This window comes from Pseudomonas sp. FW300-N2F2 (genome assembly GCF_017351655.1).
In the GTDB taxonomy this organism is placed as follows: domain Bacteria; phylum Pseudomonadota; class Gammaproteobacteria; order Pseudomonadales; family Pseudomonadaceae; genus Aquipseudomonas; species Aquipseudomonas fluorescens_AA.
In genome coordinates, this window is the sequence record NZ_JACNDQ010000003.1 from 96,222 (window position 1) to 115,870 (window position 19,649).

At 62.7% G+C, this 19,649-nt stretch carries 14 protein-coding genes; 12 read left to right on the forward strand and 2 right to left on the reverse strand.

The features are described 5' to 3' along the window. The first annotated feature begins 14 nt into the window (after positions 1-14). From J4E63_RS21300 to J4E63_RS21315, 4 genes are read left to right on the forward strand one after another with little or no spacing between them, the layout of a single operon-like run. On the forward strand, positions 15-8,171 hold the full coding sequence (locus J4E63_RS21300; protein WP_259334059.1) for an Ig-like domain-containing protein: 8,157 nt from the start codon (positions 15-17) through the stop codon (positions 8,169-8,171). A 40-nt stretch (positions 8,172-8,211) separates the two neighbouring features. Then, positions 8,212-9,723: a TolC family protein gene (locus J4E63_RS21305; protein WP_192262005.1), complete on the forward strand. Its 1,512-nt coding sequence runs from the start codon at positions 8,212-8,214 to the stop codon at positions 9,721-9,723. Between the two features lie 12 nt (positions 9,724-9,735). After that, complete coding sequence (locus J4E63_RS21310) at positions 9,736-10,521, forward strand: aspartyl/asparaginyl beta-hydroxylase domain-containing protein (RefSeq protein ID WP_207283282.1); 786 nt, start codon at positions 9,736-9,738, stop codon at positions 10,519-10,521. Then, on the forward strand, positions 10,509-11,453 hold the full coding sequence (locus J4E63_RS21315) for a sulfotransferase family protein (protein ID WP_207283283.1): 945 nt from the start codon (positions 10,509-10,511) through the stop codon (positions 11,451-11,453). The genes J4E63_RS21310 and J4E63_RS21315 overlap by 13 nt, the downstream gene beginning before the upstream one ends. Positions 11,454-11,589: 136 nt before the next feature. Here J4E63_RS21315 and J4E63_RS21320 read toward each other — a convergent pair whose 3' ends face one another. Both J4E63_RS21320 and J4E63_RS21325 read right to left on the reverse strand, forming a co-directional pair. Next, positions 11,590-12,345 (reverse strand): slipin family protein, encoded by a 756-nt coding sequence (locus tag J4E63_RS21320; protein WP_371919238.1) that lies wholly within the window; start codon positions 12,343-12,345, stop codon positions 11,590-11,592. A 7-nt stretch (positions 12,346-12,352) separates the two neighbouring features. After that, positions 12,353-12,877: an NfeD family protein gene (locus J4E63_RS21325; protein WP_207283284.1), complete on the reverse strand. Its 525-nt coding sequence runs from the start codon at positions 12,875-12,877 to the stop codon at positions 12,353-12,355. Positions 12,878-13,026: 149 nt separating this feature from the next. Here J4E63_RS21325 and J4E63_RS21330 point away from each other — a divergent pair, with 149 nt between their 5' ends. From J4E63_RS21330 to J4E63_RS21365, 8 genes are all read left to right on the forward strand, one after another. Next, positions 13,027-13,281 carry a DUF2789 domain-containing protein gene (locus tag J4E63_RS21330; protein WP_060739718.1) on the forward strand — a complete coding sequence of 85 codons (255 nt, stop codon included), beginning with the start codon at positions 13,027-13,029 and terminating at the stop codon, positions 13,279-13,281. Positions 13,282-13,486: 205 nt separating this feature from the next. Continuing rightward, a complete protein-coding gene (locus J4E63_RS21335; protein ID WP_207283285.1) occupies positions 13,487-14,068 on the forward strand; it encodes an alpha/beta hydrolase in 582 nt (193 codons plus the stop codon). Positions 14,069-14,115: 47 nt separating this feature from the next. Then, the gene (locus J4E63_RS21340) at positions 14,116-15,051 is read left to right on the forward strand and encodes a sigma 54-interacting transcriptional regulator (RefSeq protein WP_207283286.1); all 936 of its coding nucleotides are present in this window, start codon (positions 14,116-14,118) and stop codon (positions 15,049-15,051) included. A gap of 281 nt (positions 15,052-15,332) precedes the next feature. Further along, positions 15,333-16,115 (forward strand): MetQ/NlpA family ABC transporter substrate-binding protein, encoded by a 783-nt coding sequence (locus J4E63_RS21345; RefSeq protein WP_192262010.1) that lies wholly within the window; start codon positions 15,333-15,335, stop codon positions 16,113-16,115. 495 nt (positions 16,116-16,610) lie between these two features. After that, positions 16,611-17,276 (forward strand): amino acid ABC transporter permease, encoded by a 666-nt coding sequence (locus tag J4E63_RS21350; protein ID WP_060739714.1) that lies wholly within the window; start codon positions 16,611-16,613, stop codon positions 17,274-17,276. Then, positions 17,257-17,916: an amino acid ABC transporter permease gene (locus J4E63_RS21355; protein WP_092446074.1), complete on the forward strand. Its 660-nt coding sequence runs from the start codon at positions 17,257-17,259 to the stop codon at positions 17,914-17,916. The genes J4E63_RS21350 and J4E63_RS21355 overlap by 20 nt, the downstream gene beginning before the upstream one ends. Then, complete coding sequence (locus J4E63_RS21360; RefSeq protein WP_207283287.1) at positions 17,913-18,695, forward strand: amino acid ABC transporter ATP-binding protein; 783 nt, start codon at positions 17,913-17,915, stop codon at positions 18,693-18,695. Before J4E63_RS21355 ends, J4E63_RS21360 begins: the two co-directional genes overlap by 4 nt. Further along, entirely contained in the window at positions 18,692-19,573 is an 882-nt protein-coding gene (locus J4E63_RS21365) for a transporter substrate-binding domain-containing protein (RefSeq protein ID WP_207283288.1), read from the forward strand. The genes J4E63_RS21360 and J4E63_RS21365 overlap by 4 nt, the downstream gene beginning before the upstream one ends. The last annotated feature ends 76 nt before the right edge of the window (positions 19,574-19,649 follow it).

Sequence of the window (19,649 nt, forward strand, 5' to 3'; positions counted from 1 at the left end):
TCCAGGTGATCGTCATGTGGTGGAGCAAAGGCAAATCGCGGGTAACCGAGGGCGCACAGGCCCTGGCATCGCCAATGATCATGTCCCTGGAGCCGCGAATGCTGTTCGACGGCGCGGTGGCCGCCACCGTGGCCGATGCCGCGCAAGCAGACGCGCAACCCAATGCAGAGGCGGCCAAGACGCCCACGGCGGACCAGCCGGCCGACACTCATGCGCCGCAAGGCCAGGTCGATGCCACCCAGGCTGCCATTCCGGGCAAATCCGTGGTGTTTGTCGATTCCCGGGTCAAGGATTCCGCCAGCCTGCTCGAAGGCGTGGCACCCGGGACCCAGGTGGTGCAACTGGATGCCACCAAGGACGGCCTGCAACAGATCGCCGATTACCTGGACACCCACCAGGGCATCAGCTCGGTGCAGATCATCGCCCACGGTAACGCCGGTGATTTGTGGCTGGGCAACAGCTACCTGTCGGCGGACAACGTCCAGGCCCGCAGCGAAGTGCTGGCGCAGATCGGCCAGGACATGAATGCCGGTGGCGATATCCTGATCTACGGCTGCTACACCGCCGAAGGCGAGCGTGGCCTGAGTCTGGTGGATTCATTGGCACAGTTGACCGGCCGTGACGTGGCCGCGTCGAACGACCGCACGGGCCTGGGCGGTGACTGGGACCTGGAAATCGCCACCGGCAACATCGAAAGCGCCAACGTGCTGTCGGCCAATGCCATGAGTGAATACCAGTGGGGCCTGGCCACCTGGACCGCCACCAACAATGCCAATTCCGGCGTGGGCTCCCTGCGCGCCGCCCTGGCTTCCGCCCAGAACGGCGATATCGTCACCTTCAACAGCAGCATGACCGTCGCCTTGACCCAGGTGCTGGTGGTGAACAAGAACGTCACGATCGACGGTGACCTCAACAACGACAACGTCGCCGATGTCACCCTGGACGGGCAGTTCCGCACCCAGGTGATCAACGTGACGGCCGGCACCACGGCCACCCTCGATGGCTTGGTGATTACCCGCGGCGTTGTGTCGGGCAACGGCGGTAACGGTGGTGACGATGCGCTGGTGGCCAAGGGCGGCGGGATCAACAACGCGGGTACCTTGACCCTGCGTAACGTCACGGTCACGGCTAACGTGGCGGCGGGCGGTGGCGGTGGCGGCGGTGTGACGCCGGAATACGCAGGTGGCGGCGGCGGCGGTGGTGGCGCGCTCGGTGGCGGGATCGGCGGGCGTGGCGGCGATACGCTCAACTCCTCAGGTTCCAACGGCTCGGCCAACCAGGGTGGTGCCGGGGGCGGCTTCTTCAACATCGGTGGCCGTGGCGGCTCCGCGACCGGCGGTATCGGCGGCGCTGTGTATGCCGGCTACAGCACCGGTTCCTCCGGTGGCACGGCCAGCAGCGGTGGGTTGTCCATCGGTGGCGGCGGTGGTGGCGACGGCTATAACGACATCGGTGGTGCCGGCGGTGGCGCGGTTGGCGGTATCTACAACGACACGGGCGCAACCCTGCGGATCATCGGTAACTCGGTCATCTCCAACAACATCGGGGCGGGCGGCGGTGGCGGTGGCGGCGGTGCCGGTGGTGGCTACACCCAGGCGGGCGGCGCCGGTGGCGTGGGTGTCGGTGCTATCTGGAACAAGGGTTCGATCCTGATTACCGCGGCCAACTTCGCGGCCCTGGCCGGCAACGTCGGCGGCAGCGGTACCGGTGGAACGAGTGCCGGCACGGCAGGTGTCTCGCCGAGTTCGGTGGCCAACGTCTATGGCGATGGCGGCACCATCAATACCAACTACACGCCGGACGAAACGCCGCCCACCGCGACCGTCGTCGTAGCCAACACCAACCTGAATTCTGGCGGCACGTCGCAGGTGACCATTACCTTCTCCGAGGCAGTCACGGGGCTGACCGCGGCGGACCTGACCGTGCAGAACGGCACCGTCGGCACGCTGACCAGCGGCGACGGCGGCATCACCTGGACCGGCACGCTGACGGCGGCAAGCAATATCGCCGATACCACCAACATCATTACCTTGAACAACACCGGTGTGGCGGACCTCGCCGGTAACGCCGGCGTGGGCACCACCGATTCGAACAATTACGTGGTCAACGACACCGTGGCACCGACGGCGTCCATCGTGGTATCTGACACGGCCCTCAGGAGCGGTGAAACCTCACTGGTGACCATCACCTTCTCCGAGGCGGTCAGCGGGTTGACCACGGCTGACCTGACGGTGGCCAATGGCACCCTCAGCGGCCTGAGCAGCAGTGACGGCGGTATCACCTGGACAGCAACCCTGACACCCGACGCCGCTGTCACCGACACCACCAATCTGGTGGTACTGAACAATACCGGTGTCGCAGACCTGAGTGGCAATGCCGGTGTCGGCACCACCAACTCCAACAACTACGCTATCGACACCCTGCGCCCGACGGCCACTATCGTGGTCGCCGACACGGCGCTGAGCGCCGGTGAAACGTCCTTGGTGACCATTACCTTCAACGAGGCGGTGAGCGGTTTCACCGTCGCAGACCTGACGGTGGCCAACGGTGTAGTTACCGGGCTGAGCACCAGCGACGGTGGTATCACCTGGACCGCAACCCTGACACCCGACGCCGCTATCACCGACACCACCAATCTGGTGGTGCTGAACAACAGCGGCGTTGCCGACCTGTCCGGCAACGTCGGTACCGGCACCACCGACTCGAACAACTACGCCATCGACACCCTGCGCCCGACCGCGACGATCGTAGTGGCCGACAACGCCCTGAATATCGGTGAAACCTCCCTGGTGACGATTACCTTCAGCGAGGCGGTGACGGGTTTCACCCTGGCCGACCTGACCGTTGCCAACGGTTCTCTGAGCGGACTAAGCAGCAGCGACGGTGGCATCACCTGGACCGCGACGCTCACCCCAAGCGCCAGCACCACGGACGCCACCAACCTGATTGTCCTGGCCAATACCGGCGTACTGGACGTGGCCGGCAACGCTGGCACCGGCACCACCAGTTCCAACAACTATGCCGTCGATACCGCTCGCCCGACCGCGACGATTGTGGTCGCTGACAACGCCTTGAGAATCGGCGAAACCTCGCTGGTGACCATCACCTTCAACGAAGCAGTGACCGGTTTAACCACCGCCGACCTGACGGTCGCCAACGGCACCCTGACCGGGCTGAGCACCAGCGACGGCGGTATCACCTGGACCGCGACACTGACCCCGAGCGCCAGCATCAGCGACGCCACCAACCTGATCACCCTGGATAACACCGGCGTGGCAGACGCCGCCGGCAACGCCGGCAGCGGTACCACCGACTCCAACAACTACGCCATCGACACCGCGCGCCCCACCGCCACGGTCGTCGTCGCCGATACCGCCGTCGCCCTGGGCGAAACCTCGGTGGTGACCATCACCTTCAACGAGGCGGTGACCGGCTTCACCCTGGCTGACCTGACGGTCGCCAACGGCAGCCTGAGCGGGCTGAGCACCAGCGACAACATTACCTACACCGCGACCTTTACCCCGAGCGTCGGCACCAGCGATGCCACCAACCTGATCACGCTGAACAACACGGGCGTCGTGGATGGGGCGGGCAACGCTGGCAGCGGCACCACCGACTCCAACAACTACGTCGTCGACACGCTGCGCCCCACCGCGACCATCGTGGTGGCCGACAACGCGCTGAGCGTCGGCGAAACCTCGCTGGTGACCATTACGTTCTCCGAGGCGGTCAGCGGTTTCGACAATTCGGACCTGAGCGTGGCCAATGGCACCCTGAGCGCCGTCAGCAGCAGCGATGGCGGCATCACCTGGACCGCCACGTTCACCCCGGCCCTGGGGGTCAGCGACACTTCCAACGTCATCACCCTGAACAACACCGGCGTCAGCGATGCCGCGGGCAATACCGGCACCGGCACGACCAACTCCAACAACTACCAGGTCGACACCAACGTACCGACGGCGACTATCGTGATTGCCGATACCAGCTTGAGCATCGGCGAGACTTCAGTGGTTACCGTGACCTTCAACTCGGCGGTCAGTGGGTTCGACAATGCGGACCTGACCGTCAGCAACGGTACCCTGAGCACCATGATCAGCACCGACGGCGGCGTCACCTGGACGGCCACGTTCACGCCGAGTGCGAGCATTTCCGATACCAGCAACGTGATCACCCTGGACAATACCGGCTTGATCAACGGCGCGGGCAACGCGGGCGTCGGCACCACCGATTCCAACAACTACGCGGTCGACACCGTGCGCCCCACCGCGACCATCGTCGTGGCCGATCCAACCGTCGCCATTGGCGAAACCTCGCTGGTGACCATTACCTTCAGCGAGGCCGTGACGAGCTTCACCCTGGCTGACCTGACCGTGGCCAATGGTTCCCTGAGCGGGCTGAGTACCAGCGACAACATTACCTTTACCGCGACTTTCACCCCGAGTGCGGGAGTCAGCGACAGTACCAACCTGATCAGCCTCAACAGTGGTTCGATCGCCGATGTGGCGGGCAACATCAACACTGGCACGGCGGATTCGAACAACTACGTTGTCGATACCCTGCGTCCGACCGCGACCATCGTGATGGCCGATAGCAACCTCAGCGTCGGCGAAACCTCACTGGTGACCATCACCTTCAGCGAGGCGGTCAGTGGTTTCGACAATTCAGACCTGAGCGTGGCCAACGGCACCCTGAGCGCCGTGAGCAGCACCGATGGCGGCATCACCTGGACGGCGATCTTCACCCCGGCCACCGGCACGCGGGACGCCACCAACCTGATCGTCCTGAACAACAGCGGCGTGAGCGACGCGGCCGGCAACGCTGGTACCGGCACCAGCAACTCCGCCAACTACACCGTCGATACCCAGGTGCCGACGGCGACCATCGTGGTGGCCGATACGTCCCTGAGCATCGGCGAAACCTCCCTGGTGACCATCACCTTCAATGAGGCGGTGAACGGTTTCGACAACTCGGACCTGACGGTCAGCAACGGCACCCTGAGCAACGTTTCGTCCTCCGACGGCGGCGTGACCTGGACGGCCACGTTCACGCCGAGTGCGAGCATTTCCGATACCAGCAACGTGATCACCCTGGACAATACCGGCTTGATCAACGGCGCGGGCAACGCGGGCGTCGGCACCACCGATTCGAACAACTACGCGGTCGACACCGTGCGCCCCACCGCGACCATCGTCGTGGCCGATCCAACCGTCGCCATTGGCGAAACCTCGCTGGTGACCATTATCTTCAGCGAGGCCGTGACGAGCTTCACCCTGGCTGACCTGACCGTGGCCAATGGATCCCTGAGCGGGCTGAGTACCAGCGACAACATTACCTTCACCGCGACCTTCACCCCGAGTGCGGGAGTCAGCGACAGTACCAACCTGATCAGCCTCAACAGTGGTTCGATCGCCGATGTGGCGGGCAACATCAACACCGGCACGGCGGATTCGAACAACTACGCTGTCGATACCCTGCGTCCGACCGCGACCATCGTGATGGCCGATAGCAACCTCAGCGTCGGCGAAACCTCACTGGTGACCATCACCTTCAGCGAGGCGGTCAGTGGTTTCGACAATTCAGACCTGAGCGTGGCCAACGGCACCCTGAGCGCCGTGAGCAGCAGCGATGGCGGCATCACCTGGACGGCGATCTTCACCCCGGCCACCGGCACGCGGGACGCCACCAACCTGATCGTCCTGAACAACAGCGGCGTGAGCGACGCGGCCGGCAACGCCGGTACCGGCACCACCAACTCCGCCAACTACACCGTCGATACCCAGGTGCCGACGGCGACCATCCTGGTGGCCGATACGTCCCTGAGCATCGGTGAAACCAGCCAGGTGACCATCACTTTCAACGAAGCGGTGAGCGGTTTCGACAACAGCGACCTGACCGTCAGCAACGGCACGCTGAGCAACGTGTCGTCCTCCGACGGCGGCGTCACGTGGACGGCCACGTTCACACCGAGTGCGAGCATTGCCGATACCAGCAACCTGATCACCCTGGACAATACCGGTGTCGTCAACGTCTCAGGCAACGCTGGCGTCGGCACCACCGATTCGAACAACTACGCGATCGACACGGTGCGCCCAACGGCGACTATCATCGTTGCCGACACCGACACCGCCATCGCTGCGGGTGAAACTTCGCTGGTGACCATCACCTTCAGCGAGGCCGTGACGGGCTTCACCACTGCCGACCTGACCGTCGCCAACGGGACCCTCAGCGGGCTGAGCAGCAATGATGGCGGCATTACCTGGACCGCGACCTTCACGCCTGCCGCTGGCATCACGGACACCAGCAACCTCATCACCCTCGCCAATGGCGGCATCGCCGACCTGGCGGGCAACGTCGGCAGCGGCACCACCGATTCGAACAACTACAGCGTCGACAGCCAGCGTCCGACCGCCACCATCGTACTGAGCGATTCGGTGTTGAAACCGGGTGAAACCGCCCAGGTGACCATCACCTTCAGCGAGGCGGTAACCGGCTTCAGCAACGCTGACCTGAGCGTGGCCAACGGCACCCTGAGCGCCGTGAGCAGCAGCGATGGCGGCCTGACCTGGACCGCGACCTTCACGCCAACCCTGGGCGTGACCGACGCCACCAACCTGATCAGCCTGGATAACACCGGCGTAAGCGATGCGGCCGGCAACACCGGGACCGGTACCACCGACTCAGCCAATTATGCGGTCGAGACGCAGGTACCGACTGCCACGATCGTGGTGGCTGACAGTGCCCTGCGGATAGGGGAAACCTCACAGGTCACCATAACCTTCTCGGAAGCGGTCAGCGGCTTCGACAATGCCGACCTGAGCGTGAGCAACGGCACGTTGAGCAACGTCTCGTCCTCCGATGGCGGCGTAACCTGGACGGCGACGTTCACCCCGAGCGCGAGCATTACCGACACCAGTAACCTGATCACCCTGGACACCAGCGGCGTGGTCAACGCCTCAGGCAACAGCGGTGTCGGCGTGGTGAACTCCAATAACTACGCGATCGACACGACCCGTCCTGGCGCGACCATCTCCCTGGGCGATACCACCCTGGGTATCGGCCAGAGCACCACCGTGACCATCACCTTCACCGAGGCGGTGTCCGGTTTCGACTTGTCGGACCTGAGCGTGGCCAATGGCGTGCTGTCCAACCTCGCCAGCAGCGACGGCGGCCTGACCTGGACGGCGACCCTGACGCCCACTGCAGGCGTCAGCGATGCCACCAACCTGATCCTGCTGGACACCGGCAACGTACAGGACCTCGCCGGCAACGTCGGGGCAGGCATTGCGATCTCCAGCAACTACGCACTCGATGCCTCCCGGCCGACAGCGACCATCGTGGTGGCCGATCCGAACCTGACCGTGGGCGAGACGACCCAGGTCACCATCACCTTCAGCGAGGCGGTGAGCAATTTCGATCTGTCGGACCTCAGCGTCACCAATGGCGAGCTGACCAACCTGACCAGCAGCGACGGCGGCAGGACCTGGACCGCGACGTTCACGCCCACGGTGAACCTCACTGACCCGAGCAATTTCATCGCCCTGGACACCAGCAACGTCAGCGACCTGACCGGCAACACCGGGGCCAGCGTGGCGGTGTCCAACAACTATGCGATCAACACCGTGGTACCCAACGATGTGAAGCCGCCGCCGGAGTTCCTGACGTCCGACCCGGTCACGGTTACCCCGCCGTCCGAGGTGCCGTTGCAGCCGATCGTCTTCACCCCGCCGACCGGCAACCTCGGTTCGCCGCTGGGCTTCCCGCCGCTGTTCGAGCAGCGGGACGTTGGCGGTGGCCTCAAGCCGATTGGGGATATTTTCATCAATCGGGGCCAACTGGCGCCTAGCTATATCGCCCAGGTGTTCAGCAACGATGCCGCTGGCGATGGTTCTGGCCAGGGGTTCCTGGGCTTTGGGGGAGGCGATGGCGGGGTGTTCGGCAGCAGCACGCTTTCGACCCTGTTCACCCAGGACTCCGCTTCCGAGGGCGACTCGATGGATGCCTTCGGCAGCCAGTCGATGCAGGGCGGCGATGTGTCCCAAGGGCTGCGCGGAGTGTTCGGCGCACCGACCTTGGGCCAGCAGCTGCAACAGCTCAAGGACACTGAACAGCGTCAGGTCGACAGCCTGGCAACGGCGTTACGACAGGTCGGCATCAGCCAGGCGCAGGCCTGAATTCTAAAAAATATTGGGGCAGCCAGGGGCAATCCAGGGAATGAATAGAAGTCAGAAGTTATTCGGTATGAGTTTGCTGGCGTTGGTGGTCAGCGGGTGTGCGGTCACCAGCGAGCCGATCGATCGCAGCGTCAGCGAAGAGCGCGCTCGAACCGACCTGCAGAACATGTACAAGGACCAGGAACCGCTGAGCGGCCCCCTGACCCTGCACCAGGCCATGGCCCGGGCGGTGAAGTACAACCTCGAAGGTCGCTTGAAGATCATGGAGGAGGCCCTGGCCAAGCGTCAGTTGGACCTGGCCAGTTTCGACATGCTGCCACGCATGGCCCTGGACGCCGGGTATGTGGGCCGCAACAACGTCAATGCCTCCAGCAGCCAGAGCGTGGAAACCGGTACCCAGTCCCTGGAACCGTCGACCTCCCAGGACCGTGACCGTGAAGTGGCGGACCTGACCATGGTCTGGAACGTGCTCGATTTCGGTGTGAGCTACATCAGTGCCAAGCAGGCTGGGGACCAGCGCCTGATTGTGCAGGAGCGCCGGCGCAAGGTGATCAACACCATCGTCCAGGACGTGCGTTCGGCCTACTGGCGCGCCATGGCCGCCGAGCGCCTGCTCAAGCAGATCGACAGCCTGATGGTCCGGGTGGACGCGGCGCGTGGCAACAGCCAGAGCATGAGCGAACAGCGCATCGGCGACCCGGTGCAGGCCTTGGGTTACCAGCGCTCGCTGATCCAGGCCACCCGTCAGCTTGAAGAGCAGCGCCGGGCACTGTCCCTGGCCAAGACTGAGCTGGCGACCCTGATCAACTTGCCCTTGGGCACCGAGCTGACCCTGGCGACCCAGGATGAATACACCATCCCGGAACTCAAGGTCGACCTGGCCCGTCTCGAACAGGAAGCCCTGGCCAGCCGCCCGGAACTGCGCGAGCAGGATTACCAGACCCGCATCACCGCCGCCGAAACCCGCAAGGCCATGTTGCGCCTGCTGCCGGGGCTGGAGTTTTCCGCTGGCGGACACTACGACAGCAACTCGTTCCTGGTGGAGCAGGGCTGGGCTGACTATGGTGTGAAAGTCACCTGGAACCTGTTCAACGTGATCTCCGCTCCGGCGGCCATCGACGTGGCCAAGGCCGGTGAAGAAGTCGCGTCGGCGCGGCGCCAGGCGATGTCGATTGCCGTGCTGGCGCAGCTGTACGTCGCCAACGCCAACTATCGCGAAGCCCTGCGCCAGTTCAAGACCAGCCAGCAACTGTCGGACATCGACGGGCAGATCGTTGGCCAGTTGCGCAGCCGTCACCAGGCTGCCGGCATTGGCGAGCTGGACCTGATCCAGGGCGAACTGAACACCCTGCAGGCTGATCTGCGCCGAGACCTGGCCTATGCCGACCTGCGCAACGCCTACGGTCAGATCTTCGCCAGCGCCGGCCTCGATCCAATGCCGAACGAAGTGCAATCGACCGCAGTGCAATCGATCGCGACGGCGCTGGCTAACCGCGAAGCGGCCTGGGCCCAAGGGAACATCAACGTGCCAACGGCCGCCGTGCCCCAGTAACGGGCCTTGGGCATGACGCGCCCGGCGTTTTCCCGGCTGCCGGTGGCGGTGAACCTGCCGTTGCTGTTGCAGGCACTGGCCGCCATTGAAGACGCGCGCTGGCAAGGGCATTTCAACAGTGCCTATTACAGCGGCGACTGGAGCGGGGTGGCGCTGATTTCGGCGGCGGATGCCGTCACCGAGCTGTCGCCCGGGCGCGGTCAGCCAAGTCAGCGTGCGCCTTGGCTGGCGGACGGTCGCTGGCATGAGGCGTTGCGCGACTGGCCCCTGGAGATCGTCTCGGCCCGGCTACTGCGGCTGGGGCCTGGTGGGTGCATCCACGAGCATCGCGACTATGATCTGGGCGGGCCGGACGCCGACCTGCGCCTGCACGTTCCGTTGCTCAGCCCACCTGACGTGGACTTTTTCCTGGATGGACAAATCATTCCGCTGACGGCCGGCGAGTGCTGGTTTCTCGACCTGGCGCGGCCTCACAGGGTGGTTAACCGAAGTGCTCATTCGCGGGTTCATCTGGTGCTCGATTGTCGCCCCGGGCCGTGGCTGGCCCAGCAGATTGCCGATGGGCTGCCCACCACCCCCGCCGCTGGTGTCAGGCAAAGCGACTTCGCCCGTTTTCAGCAGCGCGTGGAAAGCGATCCTGAACTCGCCCGTACCTTGCAGAGCCTGCACGACCTCGACGCTTTCATTGAGTCCAGCCTGGCGCTGGGAGCTGAACGAGGGCTTCATTTCACCCGGGAAGAATTGCGGGCCGCCATGCGCAACGGTCGCCAGCAGTGGAGAAAACCGTGGAAGACCTGAACCTGCACGGTTGGTTGCCGATCCGCCTCTGGCAAGAGGCCGGGCAGTGGTGGGTCGATTGGTGCTGGTTCGGCGACGCGCGACTGTCGCAGCCGTTCTTTGGCGATGCGGTGGAAGACGCCCTGCGCCTGCCCTTCAACCAGGCGTTCCGCCGCCGGACGCCCTTGGGCGCACTCGGTCAGTGGCAACGACAAACCCCGGGACTTGAGCCCAGCGCATTCATTTTCCATGCCTCCCGTTGCGGTTCGACATTGATCAGCCAGATGCTCGCCCAGTTGGACGACCATATCGTTATCTCGGAACCGCCACCTCTGGATACGCTGCTGCGCAGTGATTTGCCACCGGCCGAGCGGTGTGTGGCACTCAAGGGCTTGATGTCGGCCTACGGGCAGCGCCGCCGAGGTGTGGAGCAACGCCTGGTGGTCAAGCTCGACGCCTGGAACATCGGTGAACTGCCACTGCTGCGTGAGTGCTTTCCCGACACACCCTGGCTGTTCGTGTACCGCGACCCCTTGGAAATTTCGGTCTCCCACCTGCGGCGTCCCGGCATGCACATGGTGCCGGGGATGATCGGGGCGACGGTCCTGGACGATGGATTGCCGTTCGGCAGCCAGGAAGATTTCATCTCGCGGCGGGTGGGGCGGCTGTTGGGAGCAGGTCTGGAACACTGCCGGGCATTGGCTGGGATGGCGGTCAACTACACCGAACTGCCCGAGGCGATGACGGGCAGGTTGGCGGCGTTTTTCGGGCTCGATGATGAGCAATGCGGGCACGTGTTCGCGACGGTGGGGCAGCATGCCAAGCAGCCGGCGCAGGCGTTTGTTGGCGACAGCGAGGACAAGCGCCGGGAGGCTTCGGCGCTGTTGCGGGAGCGGGTCCTGCACTGGGCGCAGGGGCCTTACGAAGCGCTCGAGTGTCTGAGAAGGTCTTGAATTCAGGAGTGTCCTGTGGCGAGGGAGCTTGCTCCCGCTGGGCTGCGTAGCGGCCCCAAGATCTTGCGGTTGCTGCGCAACCGAGCGGGAGCAAGCTCCCTCGCCACAGGGGCACGCTTGTGCCTTGTCTAACCCATCACGGCTTGTTGGGCGACAACTCCGCCATCCCCTTGAGCAATTCGATCGGCAAGGGGAAGACGATGGTGGAGCTTTTATCCCCGGCAATCGAGCCCAGCGTCTGCATGTAGCGCAGTTGCATGGCGCCTGGCTGGCGCCCGAGCATTTCGGCGGCCTGCATGAGTTTTTCCGAGGCTTGCAGCTCGCCTTCGGCGTGGATCACTTTGGCCCGGCGTTCCCGTTCCGCCTCGGCTTGGCGGGCGATGGCGCGGATCATGGATTCGTTGAGGTCCACGTGCTTGATCTCGACGTTCGCCACCTTGATGCCCCAGGCGTCGGTCTGGGCGTCGAGCACTTGCTGGATGTCACCATTCAATTGCTCGCGCTCGGCCAACAGTTGGTCCAGGTCATGCTTGCCGAGGACTGCGCGCAACGTGGTCTGGGCCAGTTGGCTGGTGGCCATGAGGAAATTTTCGACCTGGATGATCGCCTTCTGCGGGTCGAGCACACGGAAATACAGCACCGCATTGACTTTCACCGAGACGTTGTCCCGGGTGATCACGTCCTGGGGCGGTACGTCGAGGACAATGGTGCGCAGGTCGACGCGGATCATCTGCTGTACCACCGGAATCAGCAGGATCAACCCCGGTCCCTTGACCTGCCAGAACCGTCCTAGCTGGAACACCACCGCGCGCTCGTATTCGCGCAGGATCCGGAATGTCGCTCCCGCCAGCGCGATCACCAGCAGCAACAGCAGCACAAAACCGATTTGCATGCCCATCTCATACCCCTCCGGAGTCAGCGGCGGCCACTTCCAGCAGCAAACCCTTGCGGGCGATGACCCGCACCGCTTGCCCAGGCCGCAGCGGCGTCGCGCTTGCCACCTGCCAGCGTTCGCCTTCCAACTGGACCCAGCCATGATGATTGTTGCCGGCCTGCAACGCGGTCACCGCCGTGACGCTGCCCAGCAGTCTGGCATCGCCGCTGATGGGCTGGCGCGGCCGCGTTTTCAATGCACGGACCAGCAGTGCGAGCAACAGCAAGGCACTGATCAGGCCCAGGCCGAGCATCAGCGGAACCGGTACATCGGCGTTGGTCAGGATGACTGCGCCAATCACACACAAGACAATGCCACCCAGCCCCGCGACGCCGTAATTGGGCAAGGCTGCCTCGAAGACCAGCAAGGCCACGCCAACGGCGATCAGCCAGAAGCCCAGGGGATCGGTGCCTGGCGGCATGAGGCCATCGGCGCCGAACGCGGCTCCGCTGATCGCCAGCAGCGCAACCGTCAACCAGTGAATGTTCACGGGATCCTCCACAACGTGTCGTCGTCGGGATGTTTATTCAAAGTCTAGTCGAGTCGGGGGTTGATTGAATTTTGATCAGTCTGGCGGTCGGCGAGGGGCTAGACTGCCTAGGAACGACCCCATCATCCATTCATGTCCAGGAGCCCCCTATGGAACCGCCGATCCACACCCTTCGCGCATTGTTCAAGCAACTGGGCTTGCCCGATGACGCCATTGGCATTGATCAGTTCATCGCCACCCATTCACCCCTCAAGCCCGGGTTGCACTTGGCCGATGCGTTTTTCTGGAATGAGGGCCAGCGGCAAATGCTGCGCGAGGAAATCCTCGAGGATGCGGACTGGGCGGAAGTGATAGACCAGTTGGATGTGTTGATGCGCAAGGGGCGTAGCGAGCGCCCTGCCTGAGAGGCCTGTGGGAGCGAGCTTGCTCGCGATGGCGGTATGTCTGTTACATCAATGCCGACTGACCGTTCGCTATCGCGAGCAAGCTCGCTCCCACAGGGGTTAACCTGTTATTCGTTTTAATTATTAACAAATAGCTTCTTATTCCTTAAATAATATAGCTCTCCTCCCTATACTCGTCCGGGAACAGACACGCAGGAGAGCACCCATGCGCAACGAATCGATTCGCTACCTGATTGTGCCGGGCTGGCAAGGATCGCCGGAAAATCATTGGCAAACCCACTGGCAGAACAGCCTGCCCAACAGTGCCAGGGTCGAGCAGGCCGACTGGGTGACGCCCCGGCGTGAAGACTGGGTCGCGGCGCTGGCCGAGGCCGTGGCCGCCGACAGCACCCCGGTGATCCTGATTGCCCATAGCCTGGGTTGCATCACGGTGGCCCATTGGGCCGCCACCGCGCCGGTGCAGTTTTTGCGGCAGGTGCGTGGGGCGTTGCTGGTGGCGCCGGCGGATGTCGAGCGGCCAGCCTGCGTCCCGGCGCTGCGCAACTTCGCGCCGATTCCCAGCGACCTGTTGCCGTTCCCAAGCCAAGTGGTCAGTTCCGACAACGACGCCGCCGTGAGCGCCCCGCGAGCCTTGGAGTTGGCGCGCAACTGGGGGGCCGAGGCCGGAATCCTGTCCGGGGCGGGGCATATCAACGTGAAGTCCGGCCACCAGCGTTGGGAGCAGGGTTTCGCTTATCTCTATCGTCTGCAAAACCGCATGGAGCATCACGCCCTGCGTCGCGCCTGAATTTTTAGCGCCCCCCGTCTCCCGGCGGTCTGGGGCGGGAGCCTGCCATGAGTTTGCATGAAACCTTCGGTCAGCCCTTGCTGACCTTTCCCGATGCGGAAAAAAGCCCCCTGAGCATTCGCGCCAAGGCGCTGGTGTTCGTCGACCCCCGTTCACGGCAGTTGCGCCAGGAGTTGGAGCAACTGGCGCCCCGTGCGATCTCGGTGCTGATACGCGGCGAAACCGGTAGCGGCAAGGAACTGCTGGCCCGGCATATCCATCGCGAAAGCGATCGCGGCGGATTGTTTGTGTCGGTCAACTGCGGCGCTATCAGCCCGACCTACGCCGACGCCGAACTGTTCGGGTATGCCGCCGGCAGCTACAGCGGCTCGGCCAGCAGCCGGGCCGGTTGGTTCGGTTCGGCCAACGGCGGCACCCTTTACCTGGATGAAATCGGCGATTTGCCGCTGCCGATCCAGATCAAGTTGCTGGCGGCCCTGGAGAACCACGAAGTCACCCGTGTCGGCGCCCACCAGCCCAGTCCGGTGGATGTCCGCCTGGTCGCGGCCACCAGCATTGACCTGGCGCAAGCGGTGGCGGCCGGGAAATTCCACGAACGGCTCTATCACTACCTGGGCGAAGGCCGACTGGAACTGCCAGCCCTGCGTGAACGGGTGGGCGATATTCTGTCCCTGGCCGAATACTTCCTGGGCATCTACAGCCAGCGACTCGGCCTGGCCGTGCCGCTGATCAGTGAAGCGGCGCAGCATGCCCTCGAACAGCACAGTTGGCCGGGCAACACCCGCGAGTTGGAAAACGTCATTCACTTCGCATTGCTGGTGAGTACGGGCGAGGAGATTTTGCCGGAGCATTTGAATTTGCCACTCCAGCCTGGCGTGCCGGAGCTGATCGAGCAGCAAGTGGCGCAGGTCATCGCAGGGGGATCGGAAGGTGAGCGTGCCGCACTCAAGGCGCTGCTCAGTCGCTTGGGCTCGGCGCTGTAAGCGTGGCTGACCCGCTCTTGTGGCGAGGGAGCTTGCTCCCGCTGGGCTGCGTAGCGGCCCCAATATCTTGCGGTTGCTGCGCAACCGAGCGGGAGCAAGCTCCCTCGCCACAAAAGCGGTGTTAGCTATATGAGTAAAATGAATATGAACTTGAACAAAAGATATTGTTAAGGAATAAAAAATATCGGTATCGTCCGCATCACGCCAGCGATAGCACTTCACTGGCACACCCTCATTTAGCCGTCGTCCATGACGACTGTGATTTTCGATAAGGACACTGCATGAAAAAGGTTCTGTTGTTCACCGCATTGGCGGCAGCCCTGACGTCGGGCCTGGCCCAGGCCGCAGAGAAACTGGTCGTGGCCGCCACGCCGGTGCCCCACGCTGAAATCCTCGAGCTGATCAAGCCAGCCCTGGCCAAGGAAGGCGTGGACCTGGAAATCAAGGTCTTCACCGACTACGTCCAACCCAACGTGCAAGTTGACCAGAAACGCCTGGATGCCAACTACTTCCAGACCCTGCCGTACTTGAAGAACTTCAACGAAGGCAAAGGCACGAACCTGGTGACCGTGATCGGTGTTCACGTCGAACCGTTCGGTGGCTACTCGAAGAAGTACAAGAAGCTGGCTGACCTGCCAAACGGCGCGACCATCGCGCTGCCCAACGAAGGCAGCAACAGCGGCCGTGCGCTGCTCCTGTTGCAGAAGGCTGGCCTGATCGAGTTGAAAGACCCGAAAAACGCTTTGGCGACGCCGAAAGACATCGCCAAGAACCCGCACAACTTCAAGTTCAAGGAACTGGAATCGGCCATGCTGCCGCGGGTGCTGGACCAGGTCGACCTGGACCTGATCAACACCAACTATGCCCTGGAAGCGGGTCTTAACCCGGCCAAGGATGCCTTGGTGATCGAAGGTTCGGATTCGCCTTACGTCAACTTCCTGGTGGCCCGTCCGGACAACAAGGACAGCCCGGCCATCCAGAAACTGGCCAAGGCCTTGACCAGCCCTGAAGTGAAGGCGTTCATTGAGAAGAAATACAGCGGTGCGGTACTGCCGGCGTTCTGATTCGCGCGGTACACCCTTTCATGGTTTCAAACGCCGACGGCTGATACAGCGTCGGCGTTTTTTATTGTGGGGGCTTGCTCGCCATGGCGGTTCATCAATAAACACTGATGTGACTGACAGGCCGCTATCGCGAGCAAGCTCGCTTCCACAGGGGATGGATCAGGTCTCCCCGCTCTTCAACGCCCTGCGCAACGCCATCAACAATTTCAATATGTCCTGCGGTTCCAGTCGCTGCGGCACGTTTACGTCAGCCATGTTTTCTTCCTTGTAATGGTGAGGGGGGATGGCGAAAAAGATCCTCCCTGCGGCGCAAGGAAAATAGTCGTCTTTGTTCTTCGCGGCAAATCCGGGGATAGTTTTTTGCGTGATATCAATATGCTTTAACGGTATTTAAATTACAGTTCTTATGCCATTAAAGTCAGTGCCTGCCGAGTAGCTATCCGCTGCCCATGGACCGCACGACCGTCGCTTACCGAGCGACGTCCAGGATGTTCAATGAACTTCGATTACGCTTTTATCCTCAGCACCCTCCCGGCGTTTCTCAAGGCCGTGGGCGTGACGCTGCAAGTCGGCCTTATCGCCATCGCCACCTCGCTGCTGGTGGCGCTCGTGAACGCAACGATCCTGGTGTTGCGCACACCTTACCTGCAACGCCTGGTGGGGCTGTATGTGGAGCTGGCCCGCAACACCCCGCTGCTTATTCAGTTGTTCTTTGTCTACTTCGCCTTGCCGGCGCTGGGCATCAAGGTGTCGGGGTTTGCCGCAGCGATCATCACCATGACGTTCCTGGGTGGCGCCTATCTCACGGAAGTGCTGCGGGCGGGCGTGGACGCGGTGCCCCAGGCGCAATTGGAATCCGGCCGTTCCATCGGCCTGTCCCACGGGCAGTTGCTGCGCTACGTGATCCTGCCGCAGGCCGGGATCCTCAGCCTGCCGTCGCTGTTCGCCAACTTCATTTTCCTGCTCAAGGAGACCACCGTGGTCTCGGCCGTGGCGGTGCCGGAGATTCTCTACACCACCAAAAGCTACATCGCGCTCTACTACAAGACCTATGAAATGCTCGCCGTGCTGACGCTGATTTGCGTGCTGCTGTTCTTGCCGCTGTCGCTGCTGCTCAGCCGCCTGGAAAGGAGGCTCCAGCATGGCCAGTTCGGGTCTTGAGTTGCTGTGGGTGTCGTTGCCGCAACTGGGCAAGGGCGCCGCGCAAACCTTGTCGATTTCCTTCCTGAGCATCGCCCTCAGCACCGTGGGCGGCGTGCTTTATGGGGTGTTGCGGACGTTGGGTGTGAAAGGCGTGGATGTCGTTCTGCGGGTCTACCTGGAGTTGTTCCGGGCGATCCCGGTGCTGGTCTGGTTGTACCTGCTGTTCTTCGGCCTGCCGATCTTTTTCGGCCTGAGCCTTCCAAGCTTTTGGTGTGCGGTCCTGGTGTTGTCGTTGTGGGGCGCCAGTGAAGTGGGTGAAGTGGTACGCGGTGCATTGCATTCGTTGCCGCGCGGCCAGCGCGAGGCGGGCTTGTCCATTGGCCTGAACGGTCCGCAACTCTACGGCCATGTGCTGTTGCCGCAAGCGTTGAGACGCATGACACCGCCGACCATCAACGTCTATACGCGCATCATCAAGACCAGCTCCCTGGCCGTGCTGATCGGCGTGGTGGACGTGATCAAGGTCGGCCAGCAGATCATCGAGCGCACCTACGAGTCCGTGCTGATCTACGGTGCGCTGTTCCTGTTTTTCTTCTTTATCTGCTACCCGCTTTCGGCCGCCTCCCGCGTGCTGGAGCGGCGCTGGACGCAAGCATGAGCGCATTGATCGAGTTCAAGGGTTTCAACAAGTTTTTCGGCGAACAGCAGGTGCTGGATGGCATCGATCTGCAAGTGCAATCGGGCGAAGTGATCGTCATCCTTGGCCCCAGTGGTTGCGGCAAAAGTACCTTGCTGCGTTGTCTCAACGGTCTGGAAGTGGCCCACAGCGGCAGTTTGGCATTCGCCGGTCGCGAGTTGCTGGACAAGGGCACCGACTGGCGCGAAGTGCGGCAGCAGATCGGCATGGTGTTCCAGAGCTATCACCTGTTCCCGCACATGAGCGTGCTCGATAACCTGCTGCTCGGCCCGGTCAAAGTGCAAAAGCGCGACCGCCGCGAAGCGCGCGGCCAGGCCGAAGCCTTGCTGGCGCGGGTGGGGCTGCTGGACAAGCGCGATGCCTTTCCACGTCAGCTCTCCGGCGGCCAGCAGCAACGCATCGCCATCGTGCGTTCGCTGTGCATGAACCCCAAGGTCATGTTGTTCGATGAGGTCACCGCCGCCCTCGACCCGGAGATGGTCAAGGAAGTGCTGGAAGTCATCCAGGGCCTGGCCCGCGAAGGCATGACGCTGTTGATCGTCACCCACGAAATGGCCTTCGCCCGCGCCGTGGCTGACCGCATCGTGTTCATGGACGCCGGGCGGATCCTTGAACAAAACCCTCCCGAGATTTTCTTTACGAACCCGCAAACCGCACGAGCGCAGCAGTTCCTGGAGAAGTTCTCCTACGTCGCCGCACTACCCAAAACGACTCAAACAAAGGAACTGGAACTGTCATGAAAACTGCCAAATCTTCTCTGCTGCTACTGCCGTTGCTCGCCGCCGCTTTGCTGGCCGGCTGCAATAAAACCGAAGAACCGCCGAAGCCGAACGCTGCCAGCCCAAGCGCCGCGTCGACCAGCTACCTGGACAAAATCAAGGCGCGGGACAAATTGATTGTCGGCGTCTTCACCGACAAGCCACCGTTTGGCTTCGTCGATGAGGCGGGGCGTTATGTCGGCTTCGATACCGACATCGGTCGTCGATTCGCCAAGGACCTGCTCGGCGATGAAAACAAGGTCGAGTTCGTCGCGGTCGAACCGGCGAGCCGGATTCCGTTCCTGCAAAGTGACAAGGTCGACCTGATCCTGGCCAACATGACCGTGACCCCGGAGCGCAAGGAAGCTGTGGAGTTCACCAACCCGAACCTGAAAGTCGCGGTGCAGGCGCTGGTGCCACAAGCCAGCGCGGTGAAAAGCCTCGATGACCTGGCGAGCCGCACCACTATCGTCACCACCGGCACCACGGCGGACATCTGGCTGACCAAAAATCACCCGGACTGGAAGCTGCTCAAGTTCGAGAAAAATTCCGAGTCCTTGCAAGCCCTGGCCAACGGGCGTGGCGATGCCTATGCCCAGGACAATCTGGTGCTGTTCAGTTGGGCCAAGCAGAACCCCGGCTATCGCGTGCTGGAGCAGACACTGGGCGCCGAAGCGCCGATTGCACCGGCGGTGAAGAAGGGCAATATCGAGTTGCGTGATTGGGTCAATGCCGAGTTGGCGAAGCTGGGTGAAGAGAAGTACTTGCTCAAGCTGTACGACCAATACGTGCGCAAGGAACTGAGCGATGACACCAAGCCGGAGAGTGTGATTGTCGAGGGTGGCAAATGGCAGGGGTGATTCTCTGAGGGTTGTGTAGACCTTCAGCGCGCCTTCGCGAGCAAGCTCGCTCTCACAGGGGAATTGTGTGTGGGAG

What these genes read in the sequence shown, in the direction of transcription:
- J4E63_RS21335 (WP_207283285.1), top strand. Translation starts at nt 13,487, where the DNA reads ATGCGCAACGAATCGATTCGCTACCTGATTGTGCCGGGCTGGCAAGGA.
- J4E63_RS21365 (WP_207283288.1), top strand. Translation starts at nt 18,692, where the DNA reads ATGAAAACTGCCAAATCTTCTCTGCTGCTACTGCCGTTGCTCGCCGCC.
- J4E63_RS21305 (WP_192262005.1), top strand. Translation starts at nt 8,212, where the DNA reads ATGAATAGAAGTCAGAAGTTATTCGGTATGAGTTTGCTGGCGTTGGTG.
- J4E63_RS21360 (WP_207283287.1), top strand. Translation starts at nt 17,913, where the DNA reads ATGAGCGCATTGATCGAGTTCAAGGGTTTCAACAAGTTTTTCGGCGAA.
- J4E63_RS21300 (WP_259334059.1), top strand. Translation starts at nt 15, where the DNA reads ATGTGGTGGAGCAAAGGCAAATCGCGGGTAACCGAGGGCGCACAGGCC.
- J4E63_RS21350 (WP_060739714.1), top strand. Translation starts at nt 16,611, where the DNA reads ATGAACTTCGATTACGCTTTTATCCTCAGCACCCTCCCGGCGTTTCTC.
- J4E63_RS21330 (WP_060739718.1), top strand. Translation starts at nt 13,027, where the DNA reads ATGGAACCGCCGATCCACACCCTTCGCGCATTGTTCAAGCAACTGGGC.
- J4E63_RS21340 (WP_207283286.1), top strand. Translation starts at nt 14,116, where the DNA reads ATGAGTTTGCATGAAACCTTCGGTCAGCCCTTGCTGACCTTTCCCGAT.
- J4E63_RS21345 (WP_192262010.1), top strand. Translation starts at nt 15,333, where the DNA reads ATGAAAAAGGTTCTGTTGTTCACCGCATTGGCGGCAGCCCTGACGTCG.
- J4E63_RS21310 (WP_207283282.1), top strand. Translation starts at nt 9,736, where the DNA reads ATGACGCGCCCGGCGTTTTCCCGGCTGCCGGTGGCGGTGAACCTGCCG.
- J4E63_RS21320 (WP_371919238.1), bottom strand. Translation starts at nt 12,345, where the DNA reads ATGCAAATCGGTTTTGTGCTGCTGTTGCTGCTGGTGATCGCGCTGGCG.
- J4E63_RS21355 (WP_092446074.1), top strand. Translation starts at nt 17,257, where the DNA reads ATGGCCAGTTCGGGTCTTGAGTTGCTGTGGGTGTCGTTGCCGCAACTG.